Genomic DNA, 20,607 nt, shown 5'->3' with positions numbered 1-20,607 from the left:
GATGACCAAAATACACGCGAAGAGGCGGGATATTATCCCGCCTCCTTATAGACACTATATTCTGCTTACGATTGACTAATGTTAGAACGATGTTCGAGAGTGCGGCTTAGAATGGCTTCTTGTTCTGCTGAGAGCGTTTTGGCTTTTTTCGCTTTAGACTCTTCCTTACGCTGCTTAGCCCGTTCCATCGCCTCGCGGAGCGCCAGTTCCATCGCTGTGGGTTCAGATTCAGAGGGTTGGACTTCCTCCATGGAACTGATCAGCTCGTCTAGATTGAGCGTGCTTTCATCAGATTTGCTCCGTGTGCGCTTGCGCCGCTTCTCGCGCTCTTTTTCGCGCGTTTTTTCTTTGCTGACTGTCTGATCGTAAACCTGGACTTCTTTCTTTTCTACGGGAGTGCGCTTCTTTTCTTCCGCTGGTTTGGGGTGTGTTTCCTGAACAGGTTCGGGTTGCAGGGCTTTTAGACTGAGTTTAATCTGCTTCTTTTTACGAATGACTTCAATGATCTTAACCTCAACTTCATCGCCTTCCTGAACAACCTCGGTAGGGGTTTTCACATATCCATGAGAAAGTTCGCTAATGTGGATCAACCCCGGTCGTTCAGCCCCAATATCCACAAAGGCGCCAAAGGGCTCGATGCGGACAACTTTGCCCCTAACGACCATCTCAGGTTTGATGTCTTTCCACTCGAGGTCGAGAGGCTTCTTCATGGTGAGTTCAATGCGATCCCCCTTAACCCGACGTACCCAAACATCCAGTGTTTGTCCTTCTTGCAGCACTTCTTTAATGTGCTTAATAGGCTGTCCCGGCGTGGGGGATGGGATCTGTGAGATATGCAAAACACCTTTTGCTACTCCAAGATCAATCACAGCCCCTGCCAGGTTAAGTTTCATAACCCTGCCGGTAAATTTCATCTTAGGTTTGATCTCTATCTTGTTGGCTTCCACGGCCACCATATTTTCCATAAGCCACACTCCCGTTTGCAATCTCAGTCAGCGAACAGGGATTATACCCCCGCTGATATCAACTGTCAAACTGTGTGCGGGTGAAACTTAGCACAAAGGCCAAAGTGGATGTTTGGAACTCAGCGTGACTCCCCTAGGGTTAGGTTGACCCGAAGGGTGCGTGAGCGTCGTACCAGTTCAATAATTACTTCATCCCCAGGCTTAAAGTTGAAAAGGACGTTGATAAAGGGGTGATTGGCGTCAATGGCGAGGTCGCCGATCCGAGTAATAATATCGCCGGGCCGGATACCGGCAGCCTCAGCCGGGCTACCTTGGATCACCTCAGAGACATAAATCCCCCATTCAACGGGCAGATTATATTGCTTCGCCAGCGTGGGGTTGATGGGTTGCCAGCGGACGCCAAGGAAGGGACGGGAGACGTATCCCTTTTCGATGATCTGGGTAGCTACTGCCTGGACAGTGTTGGAGGGGATGGCAAATCCTAAGCCTTCGACAGTGACACCACTGCTGGATGTACGGACGATGAGGGTATTTACCCCAACAACTTCGCCGGCCAGGTTAACTAATGGCCCGCCCGAATTCCCCTGATTGATGGCGGCATCAGTTTGCAGCAATCCCTCGAGGTAATAGCCTTCGCCCGTATCAATCGTGCGCCCTGTTGCGCTGATCACTCCAACGGTTACCGAGTTTTTAAAGTCTCCCAAGGGAGAACCAATCGCAATCACGGTTTCACCGGGGCGAAGTGCATCAGAGTCGCCCAAGGTAACTACTGCCGGGACTTCCCCCTCGATTTTTAGGACAGCCAGATCGGAGAAGCGATCTTGCCCGACCACTTGGGCTGGACGATCCTCGCCTGAAAGAAGGACAATACGGACCGACTCAGCGCCATCTACCACGTGGTTATTAGTAATAACATAGCCTTCTCGGGAAATAATAAAGCCACTACCACTCGAAGTTCCTCCGGGTATCACCCCGAAGAACCCCATTTGATCGGGCATTTTGGCTACCACGGTAACAACCGCCGGACTAACCTTTTCTACCACTTGGGTAATAGTGGTCTCGATCTGTGTAGTTTGAACAAAGAGATGAGCGGCCGGCGTGGGGCTGGATTGAGATGAGGGTTCAGGCAGGGCGGTGACGGGAGCAGTTATAGTCCTCTGGTTTTGGAAAAAGTAGTAAGCAACCAGACCACCCCCTAATGCTCCACACAAGGTGGCCGCAACCAGCACACCCAAGAGGGCTAAAAGAAGGATAGGGCGTTTCACGGCTTTCTACTCCTGAAGCAATATTTGAATAGCGGCCTCTAGCTGCGGGTCTTTCCCAGCTTTAAGATCGTCCTCGGTCAGAGGGACTTCAAGGTCAGGTGTTAATCCCACGCCGTTTATTTGTCGTTCTTTAGGGGTTAACCAGCGCGCAATGGTGATGCGCACAGCCCCTTGGTTGTTGACTAGGGGAGTCCAGGATTGAACAGATCCCTTACCAAAGGTCTTCGTGCCTACCAATTTCCCACGCTGATGGTCCTGGATAGCACCCGCAGTAATCTCTGAGGCAGAAGCCGTTCCCTCATTAACCAATACCACCAACGGGATGGTGGTAGCGATGCCTCGCCCTTTGGCTTCGTAGGTGATCTTGCGCCCGTCGCCATAGACTTCATACATGATTACCCCCTGTTTGATAAATTCTGAACTGACGTCAATCGCTGCATTTAAGTATCCACCGCCATTGTTGCGTAGATCCAGAATGACCCCCACTGGTTTCTGCTCTAATAGACGGGCAAGTGTGCTTCTAAGGTCAGATGCTGTCTTCTCGCCAAATGTGAACAGACGCACATAAGCGATATTCTGGTCCAACATTTTGCCTTCTACCGAGGGAATGGTAATTCTCTGGCGGACAATATTAACGTCAAAGGGGGTGGGTTCGCCTTCACGCTGGATAGTCAGAGTGACAGAGGTACCCGCCGGTCCCAGCACCCGTCGTAAGACCAGGCTTGGGTCCACGCCGGTCATATCCTCCCCATCTACAGCAATAATTCTGTCGCCAGCCTTAAGACCGGCTTTCTCCGCTGGCGAATTGGGCATTGGACTGATAATGGTCAAGAACTCACCACTGGTGTCTACCCATGCCCCAATACCCTCGTACTCACCCTCAAGTGGGGCGTTGGCTTGCTGGTACTCGAAGGGATCCATGTAGCCAGTATGCGGGTCATTAAGGGCTTCCAGCATTCCTCGAATAGCCCCGCGCATTAGAATCTCATCGTTAACCGGTTGATCTACGTACTGTTCGTGAACCAGGTCCCACGCTTGCCAGAAAGGTTTAAAGAGGGTTTCGACCGATGATGAGGTAGAAGTAGAAACCGGCGTGGGTAGGAATGTAAGTCGGCTAATAAATTGATTAATGGCTGAGGAAGTTGTAGCAGGGGCTCGTATGGCGACTACCACACCAGTGGCAAAACAGCTAATGGCAATTCCCAGGATGAGGGCGATGAATAATGCGATGCGCACAGACTTTGAATTCATAAAATGCTCCACTAAAAAGAGGTTTTTAGAGCCCGTCGGTTTCATTCTCTATCATTCCGAGGCTCATGAGGTGGTTCTGGTAGTGGTAATTGGTGCACAGCCTTGGCCAAACGTTCCCATTCAGCTTCTTCGTTCCAACGCAGTTCTCTTTGCCACGAGGTAAAATCAAGCTCTGGTTTGTGATGTGGAGGCGGCTGATGGCGATGGCGCCATAAGGAGACCAAAGTAAGGTTAATCACGAGCATAAAAGCGCAGAGCAGGAGAATGAACACCCAGGCCCCAGGCGATTCGGCGTGCATGGTTTCTACCCTACCTCATTGTCAAACAGACTGCCCTGGGCCAATACCCGGGGAAGTTCTTCGACTCTGCGGATATGAAAGTGCCCTTCACGGTTACGACCGTTCTCGCTGACTTGAACAGTCCAGAACCCCAATTGCCGGGCGGTGCGTAGATTGGCGGGCAAATCGTCAATGAGCAGGCAATGGCTGGTATCAGGGCATTGAAGCCTTTGTAGCATTTTGTGAAATGCTTCCGGGAATGGCTTGCAAGACGGCAACATATCCCAAATGTCAATAATCTGTCCAAAACACCCCTCAAGGTTCAATCGTGCCAAGACCCGATGGGCGTGATTCTTATCGGCGTTGGTAAAAATGACCTTGGGGTATGGAAGTACCTTCAGCAAAGTACGTAATTCGGGGTTGGGTTGAAGGTAGTTCTCCAAGGGAATGTCGTGTACAAAGGCAAGGTACTCGGCCGGGTCAATGTGGTATTGTAAGTAGAGACCGCGGAGCGTGGTCCCGTAGGAATGAAACAGATTTTTACGGAAAGCCTCAACTGCCTCAAGAGGGAGACCTAGCTTCTGATGAATAAATAGGTCAATCCGCTTGCCGATAGCTTCCCAAACGCCCGAGGAGGCCGGGTAAAGGGTATCATCAAGATCAAAGATCAGAATTTTGGGCTGCATCCTTTGCAGTATAACGATTTTATAAGGAGATGAGAAGAGGTCAACCCATTGATTTTTAAGGTTGAGGTGTCGGCGTAGTGTTGAAATAGCGAGAGTGGATATAATTAGAGCAATTCAATGATTATTGGCTCTCAGGTGAGCAATGCCCATTCAGATTCTAAGGGAAGAAGTTGCTGCGAAAATTGCCGCGGGTGAGGTGGTTGAGCGTCCGGTTTCGGTTGTCAAGGAATTGATTGAAAATGCACTGGACGCAGGAGCGACGGAGATTACCATTGAAACCCGCGAGGCGGGAAAGCGCCTGATAGAAGTGGCAGATAATGGGAGCGGTATTCTGTACGAGGAACTGCCTCTGGCAATTGCCCGTTTTGCTACGAGTAAGTTGAGCACAGCAGAGGATTTATTTAATATTCGTACCCTGGGTTTTCGGGGTGAGGCTTTGGCCTCTATCGCTGCCGTTTCGCGAATGACCCTGTTTTCTCGCCCGCCGGAGGCAGAACGAGGAGGGAAGATTGTGGTGCATGGGGGAAAGATTGAGACCCATGAGTTTGTTGGTTTGCCCCCCGGAACGGTTGTTCGGGTTGAAGATCTCTTTTACAACGTACCGGCTCGACTTAAATTTCTGAAACAGGATACCACTGAGCGTAACTTGATCAACGCTCTGGTAAGCCGCTACGCCATGGCTTACCCTAATGTGCGTTTTCGCTTGATCCACGATGGCAAGGTATTCCTACAAACTTATGGGCGAGGTGAACCGAGGGAAATCCTGGCGGCGTATTATGGGCTGGAAGTGGCACGACAGATGCTTGAGATTTTACTGGAGGAACCCGATCTCAGGGTTTGCGGTTTCATCAGCCCTATCTCGCAGACGCGAGCCAATCGTAAAGAGATCACCTTTTTTGTCAATGGGCGCTGGATCCAAGATGTGGCGTTAACCTCGGCACTTCTTCAGGCGTATCACACGCTGTTAATGGTGGGGCGTTACCCAATGGCCGTTTTATTCATTAACATTGTCCCCGAGGCAGTGGATGTTAATGTGCACCCGACCAAGGCCGAGGTGCGATTTCGCCAACCGGAACGTGTGTTCTCAGCAGTGCAACGCGCCGTGCGTCGGGCGTTACTAGCCCAATCCTCGGTAGCAGCGGTCGAGTTGTTGAGCGGGACCACGAGTCTTCCGCGGCAGACCCTAGATCCCGCTTGGCAAATGGCATCTGGCCTCAAGGTCGATGCAGAGAGCGGAGAGAGCACAGAACTATCTGCGCCATTGGAGGACACCACGTTGAGCTCGGGTGCGGCTCAACCTCAACAGGCCTCATTGCCGGGTCACTATTTGCCCCTGCTGCGCTTGGTTGGACAGGTGAGGGCCACCTATCTCGTTGCTGAGGGGCCCGATGGGCTTTATCTGATTGATCAACATGCAGCCCATGAGCGGGTCCTATTTGAGCGCCTAATGCGGGAACGGGAGCGCGGGTTGATAGTGCAATCCTTGCTGAACCCACAGCCCTTCCGCATACCCTTGGCCAAGGTGGAGGAGTTCCAGGAATATGTGGTCTTGTTACGTCAATGGGGATTTGAGGTCGAACCGTTTGGGCAGGACACTTTCTTGGTACGGACTTTCCCCGCCATTTTAAGTGGGAGTGATCCGGTGGCAGTTTTGCAAGCCTTGGTGGATGCGTTTGAGGAGGACGAATCATTATTGGAAAAAGAAGTGGAAGCGCGTTTGATAGCCCGAATCTGTAAACGCGCTGCTGTTAAAGGAGGGCAAGTTCTTTCTCGTGAGGAGCAAGAGGCCCTGTTGCGCGATTTAGAGGCGTGTGATTCCCCGCGTACCTGTCCACACGGGCGCCCTACGATGATTCATCTTGCAGCCGATGTGCTGGAGCGTCAGTTTGGGCGACGCGGTAGTCGCTGACTTAAATTAGGAGAGTGAGAGATATATGTTAGTAGTAACAGATAGTGCAGCCGATTTTGCCCCGGGGCAAATTGAAGGGCTGGATATTCACGTGGTGCCTCTGTATGTGATGTTTGGCGAAACCACCTATCGTAGCGGAGTGGACATCGACTATGAAACCTTTTACGATCGGTTGAGGTCAGGTGACATGCCAAGGACTTCTCAGCCCTCGGTGGGCGAGTTTGTTTCCGTTTATCGTACGCTGGCAGCACGGGACGCGGAGATCCTTTCTATTCATCTTTCTTCGGCGCTAAGTGGCACGCTCAGTGCTGCCAGGATGGCTGCCACTATGGTTCCAGAGGCCAAGATCACTTTTTTCGATAGCGGGGGTGTTTCGGTTATTGTTGGGTGGTGTGCTGAGATGGCGGCTAGGGCTGTTCGCGCTGGGTGGCCGTTGCAACGCATTCTCCAGCTACTGGAGCAAATTCGGGAAAAGATGCTCGGCATCTTTATGTTACCCACGCTGAAGTATATCATTGCCGGGGGGAGGGTTGGGCACTTAAGAGGCTTAATGGGTACCCTTATGAACATCAAGCCCATTATGGGATTTGATCTTGGACTTGGCACCATCATTGAAATAGGTAAAGAGTTTTCGCTACGACGAGCTATCCTAGCCCAGGCCGATTACATCGCCAAGCGCTTTGCACCAGGAACGCGCCTTAGAGTTCAGGTCGCTCATAGCCGCAATCTTGAAGGCGCGACTCTCTTAATGGAGCGCCTCAAGACCATGTTTGAGTGTTGTTTTTTGCCTCCAGCTACCATTGGCCCGGTATTAGGAGCACATGGTGGGGAGGGAATTGTGGGCGTCGGGGTGGCGCCAATGGATATATTTGAGGACCTGGCTTAGGCGCTTCTTTGGCCTAGGACGCGCGCAGCAACGTGAGGGATCACTTCCAGCACATTCTGGCGGAGGACAAGGGCTGCATCGCGGTCTAGGTAAGTCGGGGATAAAGTGTTAATAACGATCCGCCCGCCGTGCTCTAAGGTGTATAGAGGGAGCTGGGCAGCGGGCATTACTTCAAGGGAACTCCCGATCACCAACAACAGGTCGGCCTTCTCACAATGGGCGAGTGCCTCCTCCCAGGCTTCGATTGGGAGCATTTCCTCAAAAAGCACGATATCGGGTTTTAAGAAAGCCCGGCAGTTGGGGCAGCGTGGTGGGACTCCCCTTATGAAGGGTTCAATGAAAACCTCTATCTGGTATTGACGCTGACAGTTTAGGCAGGTTAGGGTGCGAAGTGAACCATGTAATTCGATGACCCGGGTGGCACCAGCACGCTGGTGCAGATTATCAATGTTCTGCGTAATGATGGCTTGAAGGTAACCAGCCTTTTGGAGGTCAGCCAGGGCGAAATGGGCGGGATTGGGAGTCGCGTGCCAGGATTTTGCAACCAGTGGTCGCAACCAATCAAAGAAGCGTTGGGGGTGGTGGCGGAATGCCCGCCATGAAGCCACTTCTAGCGGATTGTTACGCTCCCAAAGGCCGGTACCAGGAGAGCGAAAATCAGGGATGCCGGAAGGGGTCGAGATTCCTGCGCCGGTGAGCGCTACAGCATGGCGTGCGGCTTGGATCCACTCAGCTACTATCTGGATGTTCTTTTCCTGGTTGGTTTCTTGCATTGGGTTTCAAACGCGAGTCCGCTCGACAAATTGAGAGGCCAGTTGCATTACCTGCTGGGCATAAAGTCCTTCGGGTTGAATGTGAAGGAGGGGAACCGAACGCATTGCTGCATGGTAAGCCAGTTCTGGGACAGGTGGAATGGTGATGCTGACCGAATGTTCTAAAGTGTCCTGGACCTGGGTGATAGTGTACTGCAAATCAGCGCGCATACGATTATTCAACACCACCGTGAGCAGTTTAGATTTGCCGAAGCCATGCCCTTCCAGATCTGTCAGCAAGCGGCGGGTCAACTTGAGAGTGAAGGGTTGGGATTCGGCAACGACCATGACCTCATCGCATTGATTAAGAAGATCCAGATATCCGGGGAGAAAGGGCGTACCAATGTCCAAAATGACCAGGGTAGCAAGGGTCGCCAGATGGCGGGTGATGTTGATCAGTTTTTCGGCCATGCCCGAAAACAGCGGGTTGTAACTCTCGATACCTCGAGGGGCAAGAAGCAAGCGCACGCCGAATGTGGTGCGTAGCAGGTTATTTTCAACCGCCGAGCGAGTTACTTCTGAAGAGGAAAGGCTCAGCAGGTTTTTCAAACCTTGATCGTCGTGCAGGCTGAGAGCCTCTGCCCAGGTACCCTCTCCAAGGCGAAGTTCAGCCAGGATTACCTCACTCTTACTGCGTTGGTAACAGGCCAGCCCAAGATTCAGAGCCAGTGTTGAGAGCCCTATGCCGCCTTTGGCTGCTATCAGCCCTAAAACATATCCTCGAGGCAGGGAGGCTTCGCGACGGGCGCGGCTTCGTCCCAGTAAGGCTTTGATGTGGGCGATTAACTCTGCTGGGTGGATGGGTTTGGTGAGATAATCATCGGCGCCCGCTTCATATCCCTCTATCTTGTCTTCCACTTGGGATTTGGCGGTAAAGATTAGTATTGGGATCGAACTGGTCTCGGGATTTTGGCGCAGTTTGCGGGTCACCTCAAACCCATCCAGACCCGGCATCATAATATCCAGAAGGATCAGGTCAGGTCGTTCACGCACGGCAACCTGAAGCCCCTCTTCCCCAGAAGCGGCGGTTATTACATGATAGCCCTGCTTTTGAAGCATCAGGCCAACCAGGCGCAATGTCTCCAGATCATCGTCCACGACCAGGATCTTTTCGGCCATCCTTGCTTGTACTCCTTGTTCAAGGCTCTTTAGCAGTCTAGCACATTCTTCAGGCTGATACAAGCCTAAACGGTCTAGAAGCGTTTTCTGGATCTTTCGGGTGGAAGGAAGGAATTGGCGTATTGGTGATCCAGGAAGGGAAATGTATAATCTGATGGAGGTGTTCTGTATGAGGCTATTGGACGAATCATTACTCCACGAGACTTGTGGGTTGGAAAAACATTATCCAATCCTAGTTGGAGTGTCGGGAGGGCCAGATAGTGTCTATTTATGGTTACGGTTGCTTGAACTGGGCTTCGTGGTGGTGGTAGCCCATTTCGACCACGGCTTACGTCCTGATTCGGCAGCAGATGCCATGTGGGTGAGTGAGCAAGCGCATCGTTTGAATTGCCGCTTCGTGCTAGGGCAGGCTGAGGTAGAGACTGTTGCTGAGAAAGAGGGGCTTTCTCTTGAGGATGCTGCACGTCGCATGCGCTATCGTTTTTTATTTGAATCTGCGCAAGCTTATGCCTGTCAGGCGGTGGCGGTTGGACATACGGCGGATGACCAGGTGGAGACAGTACTCTTGCATTTGTTGCGCGGAAGCGGGTTGAGAGGACTAGGTGGAATGCGTTATCGTACTTTTCTTGAAGAATACTCGACTACCATCCCGCTTGTGCGACCTATCTTGGGAATTTGGCGCAAGGACATTGAACGCTATTTGGCGGAGAGGGAGATTTCTTACCGTCAGGATATGACTAATCGCGATTTGCGATTTTTGCGCAATCGTGTGCGGCATCGACTTATCCCGACTCTGGAGACTTATAATCCCCAAATTCGACGCCACTTGTGGCAAATGGCCTATAGCCTGCAGGCCGATTATGAGATTGTTGAGCGTGAAGTACAAGTTGCCTGGTTACGTTGTTTGGATGAGGAGTCGCCCAATTATGTGACGCTAAAACGAGCTGAATATTGCGCTGAGATTGGAGGGATCCGTGCCCGGCTTATCAGACTGGCTGTGGAACGTTTCACGCGTGAGCAGCGTGGAAGCAATTTCGCTTCAACGGAGCGTGTGGTTAAATTTATTCAAAGCGGCTACCCAGGGCAGGTTGAAATGGAAGGGGGAGTTCAAGTTGTCCTCGATAGCGCTCACATCTATGTCTTTCCGCGTGGCGAATGGCCGGTCAAACCCCTTTGGCCGCTTATTTCGCCTCAAACGACACTCCGGATTGAGGTTCCTGACCAACTTGCACTAGGGGAAGGTTGGATTTTAGAAACCTTTTTATCTTCATCTCAGGAGATGTTTGCATCGGTCAAACGCGATCCCTTTATTGCCTACCTAGACGCCGCTGTTGTTCGGATACCGCTGGTATTAAGAACCCGGCGACCAGGAGATCGCTTTTGGCCTTACGGGATGGAGGGCCCAATGCGTCTCTCGGATTTTCTGGTCAATGTGCGCTTGCCACGATGGGTCAGAGATCGTTGGCCACTCCTCTTTTCAGATGATGTGCTTGTGTGGGTGCCAGGGTTGCGCATTGCTCACCCTTGCCGGGTGACTCCATCTACACAAGAGGTTGTGGTGCTGAAACTTTACCGCTCAGCCTAACTGTCTACGGGTATTGGTGATGGGGTTATACTGTCGGCGAGGCGCTGCAATTTCATGCTAATTTCACGCCACTGAATTTTAGAAATGCCCAGTTTTTGACGGATCTGTTCTTGCTCCATACCCGATTGCCAGTCTCGAAGAGCACATGTCCAGCGGCACATGTCAAAAGAAAGATGTTTGGTAAGTCCTGCCTCTTCGCCGATATCTTCAAGCAAGTACTCCAGACGACGGGCTGACCACGGAAATACTGTGTCACGGGGCTGGTATTGTTCGAGGTATTCGTGATAGGCTTCTATCCAGGCTGGTGTGAGCGGCAGCTTACGTTCTTTATAGCGGTTACGGGGGTTACTGTAGCGGATGAACAGAAAAGGAGCCTCAGGGTTGGAGGTGTCAATGTGGTTACGATGAATGTTGAGGCACTCGCCTTTTTTGATACCTGTGTATAAAAGTAGGCTTAAAAGGATGTAGGGGCGGGCATCGGGTTTACGGGCGTGGCGGTGTGATTCGGCGACTTCCAAAACCTTTTGCTCTTCCTCAGGGGTCAGGACCTGAGGTAAGGGGCTGATAACAGAATATTGAATAACCTTCTCGGCAGGGTCGGCTGCGATGCGCCCGTTTTGGTGGAGCCAGCGGAAGAACGCCTTTATGGCCGTGATGCGCCGGGCCAGGCTCTTGGGGCTACAGGGTACACCGCGTCCATGCTGTAACCATGCCAGGAAATTGTTTAGTTCACGGGTTGTGATTTCTCCAACAGCGCGGTCGGGCGGGAGGTAGGCCGCTAGAAGCGAGAGATCACTGAGGAATGATTTGATGGTATATGGGGATTTTCCTTGGTCCCAGAGATAGATTTCCCAGGCGCGGATTATTGGGGCAAGGGGGGTCTGTGCGTTAACATGAGAGGGGATCTTGGAATAATCACTCATGGGTAGCCTCTGAATTTTCGTGTAGGTATAAATAATTATAGGCCAAATTGCTTAAAACGCCCATGTTCCCTTCGCTATTGAGAGGGATTTGAACGATGCGGTGCCCAGAGGGTTAGCGGGCGTTTAAGGCCTGACGCAAGATTTCGCGAATGGCTTCGATGTTGGGGATGAGGACACTGGCGCCACTTTCGGTTCTCGTGGGAGTGACCTGGGCAGGACCAATGGTATAGCGCCGAATGCGTGAGGGATCGGCCAGCAGTTGAGGTGCCAAAGGCGCTAAAGAGACCGCTACATCTAAAGGAAGGTTGGTCTCAACGCTAGAGCGGTAATACTGGTAGAGTTCGGGGGCGCGGGCTAGGGCGTTAAGGCTCATTAGTTTGTTGAATAACGCAATTAGGACCTCTTGTTCGCGCCGGGTACGATCGAAGTCGCTAGTACTGTACCGGGAGCGCACATACCACAATGCAGTTTGCCCGTCCATGTGGACCAAACCCGGCCCAACAGAACAATATCCATTTTGGGCCTGGGGCAATTTACAAACGTCTGTCAGGTTTCTGGCAGCGTAAACATCAATGCCACCCAAACTGTCCACAATGCTCACAAAGCCTTGGAAGTTGGTAAGTACGTAATAATCTATGGTGATCCCGAAGTTTTGCTGGAATGTGGCGACGGTAAGAGGGAACCCTCCAGCCGGGTGAGCGGTATTAATGCGGTTTTTGCCGCGCCCGGGGATGTCTACATATAAGTCGCGAGGGAACGAAACCAGGCTGGCTGTGCCCAGCTTAGGGTTAAGCGAGACCAGCAGAATAACGTCGGTGCGGTATCCTGCCCCTGGGCGCCAATCCGAACCTAAAACCAGGATATTAACCTGGCCCTCGGCGGGAATGATATCCCACAGAGGTGTGGGGGTGTTCTCCGGTGTGGGTTCCGTAGTGGGAGCAAGATTGGGGAGTGGGGTCTCGGTTGCTACAGGTAGAAAAGGTGTTGGCGTTGCGGTTGCATTGGGGGCTACCGTTACCCAATGTTGGGTCAGCGATACTGAACTACCTTGACTACCAATCTGGGCCGGCAAATTGCAGGCGATGGATATAAGGATAAGCAGAACAAGCAAGCCTAGTAGGATTACATGTTTTTTCATCATCTTTGCACTGTATTCAGGATTGTCATTCAATTATAAGACGATTATGAGGCACGAAAAGTTTCGGTTACGTAGTGGGAGGAGTGCCAGTGGGGGTTTCTGTTGGGGTTGGTATAGAGGTTTCAGTTGGGGACGGGGTAGAGGTGGGAGATGGTAGCGGTGTGAAGGTCGGAGAAGGGGGAATGGGGGTGGGTGAGGGAGGCGGGGTATCTGTGGGTCGAGGGACCTCGGGCTGCGGGGTGGAGGTGGGGGTGAACGTGCGGGTTGCAACATTGGGCACCCAGAGATATTGACCCGCGATAATCATGTCGTTTTCTAGGCAATTAGCTCGCTTGAGTAGCCAAACCGTGACCCCATACAGACCACCAATTCGGGTCAAAGTGTCGCCGCGTTGAACCCGGTAGAGGATCCAGCCTGGAGGCGGGGCACAACCCGTTGGGGAGGTTGGGCTGGTTGAGTTAGCAACTTGTAAGGAGGGTGTCAGGGCAGGTAGGTAAAGGATGGTCTCCGGTAAAAGCCCAGGCCCAACCAGACAATTGGCGGTCATAATCTGGTTGGCAGATATCCCGAGTTGGGCGGCTAAATTATCGATCGTTTCACCGTGTTGCACGATGTGAGGTTGCCATCCCGACGGTATTGGGCAGGCAATCTCGCTGCCAGAGGCTGCAGCGGTAGGGGTTGAGGAAGTGTTATTGGGAAGGGTGATGGGGGTGAGGTTGGGTGTTGGCAACAAAAGAGAGAAAGTGGGGGTACTGGCGAGAAGCTCATTCCCTGCAGTCAGGAGCGATCCTATTACTAGCAGGGTTGAAAGAACTCCCCATCCAATTCCTGGCAAAATGACCTTCCATGCTTTCATAGAATTGTGCCCACCGTTCCCAACGCCTCAATGGGTAGGAGCAAACTCACGGTTATAGCGTGGGAAGAGTCGCTGTCTACGTAGATTCTTCCGCCATTCGTTTCGATGAGCGCTTTGATCAACCCCAGATTAAGTCTTTCTTTATCTAGTTCCTGGAGCAAAGATTCCTCAAGGATGGTTTCACGCAGGAGTTGGCGCGGGGTGGTTTCCATTTTTTCCCAAGGGGTGTTAGAGATTTGAAGTAGAAGAAAAGGCGGCGAAGATAAAGTCGTCTCCCTCAAGATGCGTAAAGTGAGGTCGCTTTCGCTAGTAGCGCTGGTTACCAATTGCTGGAGAAGATGCACTAGAATCTGATAGAGATTATCAGAGTTGAGGCGCACCTTGGGCACATCTGCGGGAAGGTCAAGATGTACATTGATCTCGCGCTGTTGAATCTGAGGGGCAAGGTCATTGAGGGCTTGATCAATGATAGGCCCAATTTCAGCAATAACACTTACATCTTCGGGGGACTGCGCAGCGAGTGTTGAAATTTCATCTAACAATTGTTCAAGCAAATCGCGTGTTTTCACAGTGGCTACGCGTGTGCGCTCAAGAAACTTACGTTGGAGGGTGCTCAAGATGCCCACCGTTTCCCCCATGAGCAAATCTACATATCCCAGGATGGAGGAAAGGGGCTGACGCATCTCTTGGATAAGGGAAATGAGCACTTCCTGCTGGGTAGGTGGTAAACTAGAAGGCTGCCTGGCACTTTGCTGCAACTTAAGGATTTGGATGTTGGCTTCTGCCAGTGCGTTTTGCAGACGCGCAATTTCCTCAAGTGTGGAGCGTAGCTCATTCTCGAGATGTTCGACTTCTGGGCTAGAGGTGGATTTTTCTTGACTCTCGGCCAGCATCTCTCTCAAAGCCCGATTTTCGGCCTGGAGAGCCTCAATCATATCCTGAGCCTCGTGTTGAAGGGCGAGGAGGGCTTCCAAGTCATCTGAGGGTGTGGAAGGCGAAGTTGGTTTTGGGGCCTCAATAACTTGTCGAAGGGAACGATTCTCGGTCTGCATCTTTTCGAGGTCTGCTTCAAGTGACTGAAGCGCTTGTTCCAGTTGAGAAACCTGGGATTGAAGGTGATGAAATGCTTCGTCTTGTTTCAAAAGTGTTGCAATTTTTTGATTGAGTGCTTGCAGTCGTGTCAATTCCTCGGGCGTCCAGGCACGGTTGGAATAGGGTGTCAGTAAGACCACCAATCCGAATCGAGAGGTCGGGAATTCAATAGGGGTCGCGATCAGAGAGCCAGTGTGCTCTAGTCCAAGCGCGCTAGCCAGGGCTTGACCTTCTTCTCCCAAAGTATTTTCTTCCTCGAAAAGAAGGGACTTTTGATGACGAATTGCATTTAGGAGTTTCCGAAAGCGTAAAGTGCGGATATGGCTTGGCGCAATGGGCTCATCTCGAACCAGGTCGTAGCCAGCCTCTACTGTGAATGTTTCAATATCGGTTTTGTTCTGCTGCAAGATAAGGCAGAGGTCCGCTCGAAAAGTGTGAGCAATGGCCCGGGTCAAAGTTTGCAGGAGGTTAACTTTGCCGATCTCACCCGCCACATCACTCCAGGCAAAGATGGCTTGAATCAAGGGTGTGGTTGTGGGCTGGGTGGCAAGTGCGAAGGGCTCCGGGGTAACCGAGACGGGTATCGTGGTATTGAGACGTAAGACGTGTTGCACCATGGCTGGCAAAAGTGGATAGGCACATAACTGAGCCAGGCGCAGAGTAGCCGAGATGTTGGATTGTGGGGCATCGAGAGCATAGTGAAGCAATCCCCCTGCCAATATGAAGCCCATTATGCCGAAACCTTCCCCTGCAATAGGAGACGAACGGGTGAGCGCTATGACCAACGCCATGGAGGAAAACGCAATGATTATCACCGTCCAGAGTTGATCAAAAAGGGTTGCATTGTACCCAAGATCGATCCCGGTAGTCGGAGTGTAAAGGAGTTCAACCAGGAAGAGCAAAGGGATTAATAAAGTGAACACCAGGCTAAGGCGGTCAATGCGTGCGTTGGGGGCTGGAAAGAGCCAGAGCCGCCCCACCCAGAAAAGCGTGAGGCTCAAGACCATACGCTCTAGTGCCGGGATAAAGAATGAAGGAACCAGCAGATTTTGCCATGTCAGGCCTGCGCTAATGAACAGAAAGAGTTGCCCTGCCAGGGCTATGGTCAGTCCTAGGTAAAGGGTGCGCCGTATGGAGGGGGATGGATCAAGAGGCCAGAGTATGACATTCTGTAAGGCGAAGAGCACAGAGAAGGCAAGCACCAGATGGAAAAGCAGATTTCCTGGCGGTGATACGACTGAGGATAATAACTGTTCAATCGGTGTCATAGACTAATAGTTTTGGAAATGCTCTTTCAGGAGAGTAGGTAAGTAGTGAGGTGCAATAATTGTGCCTGAGAATCTCTATAATTTATTTTACTATGGGCTTCTCGGGTCATAGAGCCCACATATGGGCTGTAGGATGCGATTTTCGCGTTTGGGTCGGGTTGACAAATTCAGGGGGCTGACTTAAAATTTTGATCAGATCAGGAACCAAGCCGAAGTGGCGGAACTGGCAGACGCGCTACGTTCAGGGCGTAGTGGGCAATGCGCCCGTGAGGGTTCAAATCCCTCCTTCGGCACACGAAACAGCCCAACCCGAGAGGTGGGCTGTTTTGCCTTGTTATCCCCCACGCCTTGGAGTAAGATATAAACATGGAATCTTCTCCTTGGAAACCCCGCCAAATACTTTTTTTGGGTATTCTGATCCTTCTTTTTTTATTCTTGTTAGACTTGAATCAACGCTTAGTGCAATTGAATCGTTTGAGTCAAAAGCGTGATCAAATGCAAACCGAGGTTGCGGGTTTGCAACGTACGATCGATGCGCTTGGTACGCAAAAAGCCTATGCCACCTCGGAGAGCGCAGTTGAGGCGTATGCCCGTAACCAGGCGAATATGGTAAAGCCTGGTGAAAACCCGATCATTCTGGTACCAGTGCATACACCTCAACCCCCCTTGATGAGCACCCCAACCCCCGCTGTTGAACCCGTACAGCCCTGGCAAGTCTGGTGGGCACTGTTCTTCGGGCGTTAGCTGGATCGTTAGCTGGATTAGGCGGATTCTCTCTTTCGATATAAGACCAGAAGGGTTAGATCATCGGAGGCAGAGGCGAGCCCTCTAAACTCATCCAAAGCCGCCTTAATATACTCTGCAAGCGCGGTTGCACTTGTATGGGGGGCTTCCTTTATGACCCGAATAAGGTTTTCCTCACCAAAGGTATCCCCGGTTTCTGAGAACATTTCAGTCAACCCGTCGGTGTAAAGTAATAGAAAGTCGCCTGGGGCGAGGTAAGTGGTCTGATCCTGTAAGCGAATCTGGGGCACAATACCTAGTGCCATACCTTTTGAAGGTAAAGCCTCAATTTTCCCGTCGGCGCGAAAGATGAGAGGCCAGTTATGACCGGCGTTGGCATAGAGAATGCGTCCGTCATCGAGGTGGAGGATGGCGTAAATAGCGGTCACAAACAGTCCGTCCGGTGAGTCAAACACCAAAGAACGGTTGGCCCTTTGTAAGATGCGCGCAGGGGAAGGTTGCCCAGAGATTCCGAAAGCCCGAATCAAAGTCCGCGAGACAGTCATGTACAAGGCAGCGGGTACTCCTTTGTCTGAGACATCTCCAACCACAACGCCCCATCGGTTTTGTGGGAGTCGGATGATGTCATAAAAATCGCCGCCAACCTGACGGGCGGGTTCCCAGTAGACGCCAATTTCCCAATGAGGGTGTTCGGGGAAGCGGGTGGGTAGAAACGTCTTTTGAATCTGTCGGGCTACCTGAACTTCACGTTCCAACCGCTCTCGTTTGAGCATCTCACGGTTCAGGTGTTCGTTCTGAATGGCCAAGGCAATCTGTTGCGCAATTCCGGTAATAATTTCCAGGCGGCGTTCTTGGGAGGCGCTAGGATAGAGAGCATCGCGGACTAAAAGGGCTCCGTAGCGTTCCCCTTTGACGGAAAGAGGGATGCCTAAAAGGCGGTATGAGGCCTTGGTTTCCACTTCTTCATCGGTGACTAGAGAGTGGTGAGCCCATTCCGCGATTGGTAGATTGTCATGTTGAAGCGGGCATGTAATCAAGGTATCGTACTGGTGAATGAAATCTAATAAAGGGGCATGGCCGCAAGGATATGCTGTCCCCTCGAGGTCGGTTTGATGATGGTGATCCTGGTCAAAGGCCTTCACCAGACGGTATTCCTCTTTCTCGGCATCCCATAGGTAAATTGCGCACGCCTCTGCTCCTACCAGGATGGGGATAAGATGGACGGTGGTGTCTAACATGTCGTCCAGAGTGGTTTGACTCACAATGGCTTGGGCTACCTGTAGCAAGGCTGCGGTAACGTACGCCTCTTCCTGACGCGCGTCTAGCAGGCGGATGTTCTCCAGAGCCATGGCGGCTTGCTGGGCAATTCCCTGCAGAATAGCCAGGAGCTGGGGGTCAAAGCGGTAACCCGTGTGCGTATGCTCAGGGTGGTATCCAATCAACAATGCTCCGAGAATCTCATTGCGACTTATGAGGGGGAGCACCAGATAAGTGCCATCACTGGCACGTAAATCAATGTCCAGGAAGGATATCTCCTTAGCCGGGTCCTGGATAAAGACCGGCTCTCGGGTTTCTAACAAGCGTGCGACAGCCGGAATACGGCTATCAAAAGGCAGGTGGGGGGATAGGAGAGTGGGCAATCCATGCTCAGCCAGCATGAAAAAGGCCTGCCGGGCATCATCCCATATGAAAAAAGCACACTCCTTAATGCCGACCAGCAAAGGAATCAGGCGAGTTAAGGTTTCAGCCAGTTCTTCTACTGAACGAAGCGTCTGATTGGTTTCAGCAACCTGAAGTAAGATAGTAGAAATCCAGGCCTGCTCCTGGGCAGAGGCGAAGAGGCGATTGTTTTGAATTGCCACAGCAGCGTAACTGGCCAGCGTTGCTGCAATAAGAAGCGCCTCGCTGCCGTAGCGCCCCCCTGTGTGGTGCGCAAAAAGTAGCAAACCTAGTACCTGCCCCCCAGCCTTTAAGGGGGCAAGGATGGCAGAATAGTCGGCTGGGAAGCCAAGCGCTCGCCCTAGTGGGTCGTAGGGGTCAATGGGTTTTCGGATAGACGGTTCGGTTTGTTGCAGAGCGTGTTCGAGCCATTGGCGCGCTTCGTTCTCTTCGGCGGCAATCTGTTCAAGTCGTGTTGAAGCGATGCCGTGAACAGCGGCCAGGCGGAGGTTGGGAGGTTGCTTGGTTTCGGGCCGATACGGTTCTTCAAGAAGCCAGATAGCAGCGGCCTCGCAAGGCAAGTTGTGCTCGAGTTCGGCCAGGATACGTTCGAGCAAGTCTTCTAGATTGACGTTCTCGGAGATCAGCCCAGCGATATCGCGAAATGAATCGGCTACTTGCCGGCGCCAGGATTCGGTACGGTAGAGCATAGCATTGCGCATAGCAATGGCGATGCTGGCACCCAAGGCCTCAAGATAGGCTAAATCCTCAGGATCAAAGGCATTCGGATGATCCGACTGCAAATCAAGCACTCCCAGCACTTCGCCCCCATAGGCCAGAGGAATGGCCAATTCAGATCGAGTTGTTTCGGGCGGTAGGGGCGAGGGGCGATAGAGGGAGTCGGATTCTACATCGTTAGCCAGGTAAACCTTGCCCTCACGCGCAACCCAGGGGATAATGCCGGTGGGGTCATCCAGATCATAGCTAATTTGATGCTCCTCAAAGGCTTTGCTGCGGGCACCACTGCCGGCTTCGTAAAAAATTTTCCGCCGTCCTTGGTGAACACTGAATAAGTGCACATATGGGTAACCGAACCAACGCTGAATGGCCTTGACTACTTCATCTAAAAGACGATCCAAATCTAAAATGGAGGTTAGCGTATGGTTGATCTCGAGTAATGCAGAAATGCGATCAGCACGATGGGTTAGGATTTGATAGAGCTTAATGCTTTCAAAGGCTATTGCAATAGCGTCGGCCAGCGAGCGGAACAGGATCAAGTCGTACTCGTGAAAGGCATTTGGGCGTTCACTTTGTAAGTCTAAGACCCCTAAGAGACGTTCGCCATGTTTAATGGGAAAAGCGGCTTCTGAAAGGGTTTCGGGCAATACTGAGCTAAAGCGATAGCGTGGCTCCTGCTGGACATTGCGGGCGATGATTTCTTGACCGCTTTGGGCGACACTACCAATGATGCCCTGCCCCAAATGGATGGCATCAAAATCTTGGTGATAAGCCGGGGTGCTCTTTCCGGCACCGGCACAGAAGCGTAGCACGCCATCGGTCTCGTCCATCTCAAAAAGGCCCACATAGTAAAAATCGAAGGTTTCCTGAATCTGGAGAGCGATTTGATGGCAAAGCGCACGTACATCTGTGAAGCGTGTGATTTGTGAGGTAATCGTACGTACCAACGTTAGTTGTTCAGTGCGCCAGATTTTAATGCGCTCTTGTCGGAAGGCTTGAAGAGCCAAAACTAAATGGTAAGCTAGAGTTTCAAGGAAACGGATTTCCTGGTGACTCAGCGCGGGGCCCCGAGGACGGCTGATCACGAGGACCCCCAGCAACAGATCCCGTAAGATAAGGGGAAAAGCAACGGTGGGTGAGGGGGCAGAAGGATTTATGAGGGGGGTATCTGGATCAGAGAGAATCGTGCGCTGTTGGGCACAGCGTTTGGCGAGGGCGGGGCCAATCGGGTCACTGAGAAGTGGAACTTCGGGTTCTCCCGGTAGTGGGTATTGAGGCTCAGAGAACCAAAGCGAGGCCTTAACATCCAACCACTCCCGAAGGCGCTGTTCAATAAGCACCATTTGGGAGCGGGTATCGGGAAGTCCCAGAAGATGTTCCCCAAGGCGAAAAACCTCATCAAAGCTTGGGAGAATCTTGGGTTCAACCATGGA

General features: G+C 51.9%; 15 protein-coding genes and 1 tRNA gene. 5 read left to right on the top strand and 11 right to left on the bottom strand.

What is annotated here, in order from left to right; genetic code table 11:
• Positions 1 to 65: 65 nt before the first annotated feature.
• From Q0721_RS08765 to Q0721_RS08750, 4 genes are all read right to left on the bottom strand, one after another.
• Positions 66 to 965 (bottom strand): S1 RNA-binding domain-containing protein, encoded by a 900-nt coding sequence (locus Q0721_RS08765; RefSeq protein ID WP_299028421.1) that lies wholly within the window; start codon positions 963 to 965, stop codon positions 66 to 68.
• Positions 966 to 1,084: 119 nt separating this feature from the next.
• On the bottom strand, positions 1,085 to 2,230 hold the full coding sequence (locus Q0721_RS08760) for a trypsin-like peptidase domain-containing protein (RefSeq protein WP_299028417.1): 1,146 nt from the start codon (positions 2,228 to 2,230) through the stop codon (positions 1,085 to 1,087).
• A 6-nt stretch (positions 2,231 to 2,236) separates the two neighbouring features.
• Positions 2,237 to 3,481, bottom strand: a complete 1,245-nt coding sequence (locus Q0721_RS08755; RefSeq protein ID WP_299028415.1) for a S41 family peptidase — start codon at positions 3,479 to 3,481, stop codon at positions 2,237 to 2,239.
• Positions 3,482 to 3,785: 304 nt separating this feature from the next.
• Positions 3,786 to 4,445 (bottom strand): pyrimidine 5'-nucleotidase, encoded by a 660-nt coding sequence (locus Q0721_RS08750; protein ID WP_299028413.1) that lies wholly within the window; start codon positions 4,443 to 4,445, stop codon positions 3,786 to 3,788.
• Between the two features lie 142 nt (positions 4,446 to 4,587).
• Between Q0721_RS08750 and mutL the strand changes: the two genes are divergently transcribed.
• Positions 4,588 to 6,354: a DNA mismatch repair endonuclease MutL gene (gene mutL / locus Q0721_RS08745; RefSeq protein WP_299028408.1), complete on the top strand. Its 1,767-nt coding sequence runs from the start codon at positions 4,588 to 4,590 to the stop codon at positions 6,352 to 6,354.
• Between the two features lie 25 nt (positions 6,355 to 6,379).
• Positions 6,380 to 7,240 (top strand): DegV family protein, encoded by an 861-nt coding sequence (locus Q0721_RS08740; RefSeq protein ID WP_299028405.1) that lies wholly within the window; start codon positions 6,380 to 6,382, stop codon positions 7,238 to 7,240.
• Here Q0721_RS08740 and Q0721_RS08735 read toward each other — a convergent pair.
• Positions 7,237 to 8,013, bottom strand: coding sequence for an NAD-dependent deacylase (locus tag Q0721_RS08735; RefSeq protein WP_299028402.1), 777 nt, complete (start codon positions 8,011 to 8,013; stop codon positions 7,237 to 7,239). The genes Q0721_RS08740 and Q0721_RS08735 overlap by 4 nt on opposite strands.
• A 6-nt stretch (positions 8,014 to 8,019) precedes the next feature.
• Positions 8,020 to 9,171 carry a response regulator gene (locus Q0721_RS08730; RefSeq protein ID WP_299028399.1) on the bottom strand — a complete coding sequence of 384 codons (1,152 nt, stop codon included), beginning with the start codon at positions 9,169 to 9,171 and terminating at the stop codon, positions 8,020 to 8,022.
• Between the two features lie 169 nt (positions 9,172 to 9,340).
• Here Q0721_RS08730 and tilS point away from each other — a divergent pair, with 169 nt between their 5' ends.
• Entirely contained in the window at positions 9,341 to 10,756 is a 1,416-nt protein-coding gene (tilS, locus tag Q0721_RS08725; RefSeq protein WP_299028396.1) for a tRNA lysidine(34) synthetase TilS, read from the top strand.
• Here the strand turns inward: tilS and Q0721_RS08720 are convergent.
• The 4 genes from Q0721_RS08720 to Q0721_RS08705 all read right to left on the bottom strand — a co-directional run bounded on the left by Q0721_RS08720 (position 10,753) and on the right by Q0721_RS08705 (position 16,033).
• Complete coding sequence (locus tag Q0721_RS08720) at positions 10,753 to 11,679, bottom strand: tyrosine-type recombinase/integrase (protein ID WP_299028393.1); 927 nt, start codon at positions 11,677 to 11,679, stop codon at positions 10,753 to 10,755. The two genes, tilS and Q0721_RS08720, sit on opposite strands and share 4 nt — an antisense overlap.
• Before the next feature lie 112 nt (positions 11,680 to 11,791).
• On the bottom strand, positions 11,792 to 12,820 hold the full coding sequence (locus tag Q0721_RS08715; protein ID WP_299028388.1) for an LCP family protein: 1,029 nt from the start codon (positions 12,818 to 12,820) through the stop codon (positions 11,792 to 11,794).
• A gap of 64 nt (positions 12,821 to 12,884) precedes the next feature.
• Complete coding sequence (locus Q0721_RS08710; protein ID WP_299028385.1) at positions 12,885 to 13,673, bottom strand: LysM peptidoglycan-binding domain-containing protein; 789 nt, start codon at positions 13,671 to 13,673, stop codon at positions 12,885 to 12,887.
• Positions 13,670 to 16,033 (bottom strand): histidine kinase dimerization/phospho-acceptor domain-containing protein, encoded by a 2,364-nt coding sequence (locus Q0721_RS08705; RefSeq protein WP_299028383.1) that lies wholly within the window; start codon positions 16,031 to 16,033, stop codon positions 13,670 to 13,672. Before Q0721_RS08705 ends, Q0721_RS08710 begins: the two co-directional genes overlap by 4 nt.
• 208 nt (positions 16,034 to 16,241) lie before the next feature.
• Here Q0721_RS08705 and Q0721_RS08700 point away from each other — a divergent pair.
• Positions 16,242 to 16,326, top strand: a tRNA-Leu gene (locus Q0721_RS08700).
• A 73-nt stretch (positions 16,327 to 16,399) separates the two neighbouring features.
• Positions 16,400 to 16,777: a septum formation initiator family protein gene (locus Q0721_RS08695; RefSeq protein WP_299028380.1), complete on the top strand. Its 378-nt coding sequence runs from the start codon at positions 16,400 to 16,402 to the stop codon at positions 16,775 to 16,777.
• A gap of 17 nt (positions 16,778 to 16,794) precedes the next feature.
• On the opposite strand, the gene Q0721_RS08690 is transcribed toward Q0721_RS08695, so the two are convergent.
• Positions 16,795 to 20,604, bottom strand: coding sequence for a GAF domain-containing protein (locus Q0721_RS08690; protein ID WP_299028377.1), 3,810 nt, complete (start codon positions 20,602 to 20,604; stop codon positions 16,795 to 16,797).
• Positions 20,605 to 20,607: the final 3 nt, after the last annotated feature.

It is taken from the genome of uncultured Thermanaerothrix sp., from assembly GCF_938028735.1.
GTDB lineage: Bacteria > Chloroflexota > Anaerolineae > Anaerolineales > Anaerolineaceae > Thermanaerothrix.
Note: the sequence above shows the minus strand (reverse complement) of the source record. Positions and strands in the feature narration are given on the sequence as shown.